This is a genomic window from Citrobacter sp. wls714, assembly GCF_005281025.1.
Lineage (GTDB): Bacteria > Pseudomonadota > Gammaproteobacteria > Enterobacterales > Enterobacteriaceae > Citrobacter > Citrobacter werkmanii.
In genome coordinates, this window is sequence record NZ_SZWZ01000111.1 from 1 (window position 1) to 650 (window position 650).

The 650-nt window shown below is 54.0% G+C and carries 1 protein-coding gene; it reads left to right on the forward strand.

What is annotated here, in order from left to right; genetic code table 11:
* On the forward strand, positions 1-650 hold a 650-nt coding region (locus FDX11_RS25020; RefSeq protein ID WP_249357154.1), incomplete at both ends, for a GTP-binding protein.

Here is a 650-nt window from a genome sequence, read left to right on the forward strand (position 1 = left end):
ACCGTACTGGCTAAAACCTACGGCGGTGCTGCTCGTGCATTCGACCAGATCGATAACGCGCCGGAAGAAAAAGCTCGTGGTATCACCATCAACACTTCTCACGTTGAATATGACACCCCGACTCGCCACTACGCACACGTAGACTGCCCGGGCCACGCCGACTATGTTAAAAACATGATCACCGGTGCTGCGCAGATGGACGGCGCGATCCTGGTTGTTGCTGCGACTGACGGCCCGATGCCGCAGACTCGTGAGCACATCCTGCTGGGTCGTCAGGTAGGCGTTCCGTACATCATCGTGTTCCTGAACAAATGCGACATGGTTGATGACGAAGAGCTGCTGGAACTGGTAGAAATGGAAGTTCGTGAACTTCTGTCTCAGTACGATTTCCCGGGCGACGACACGCCGATCGTTCGTGGTTCTGCTCTGAAAGCGCTGGAAGGCGAAGCAGAGTGGGAAGCGAAAATCATCGAACTGGCTGGCTTCCTAGATTCTTACATCCCGGAACCAGAGCGTGCGATTGACAAGCCGTTCCTGCTGCCTATCGAAGACGTATTCTCCATCTCCGGCCGTGGTACCGTTGTTACCGGTCGTGTAGAGCGCGGTATCATCAAAGTTGGTGAAGAAGTTGAAATCGTTGGTATCAAAGA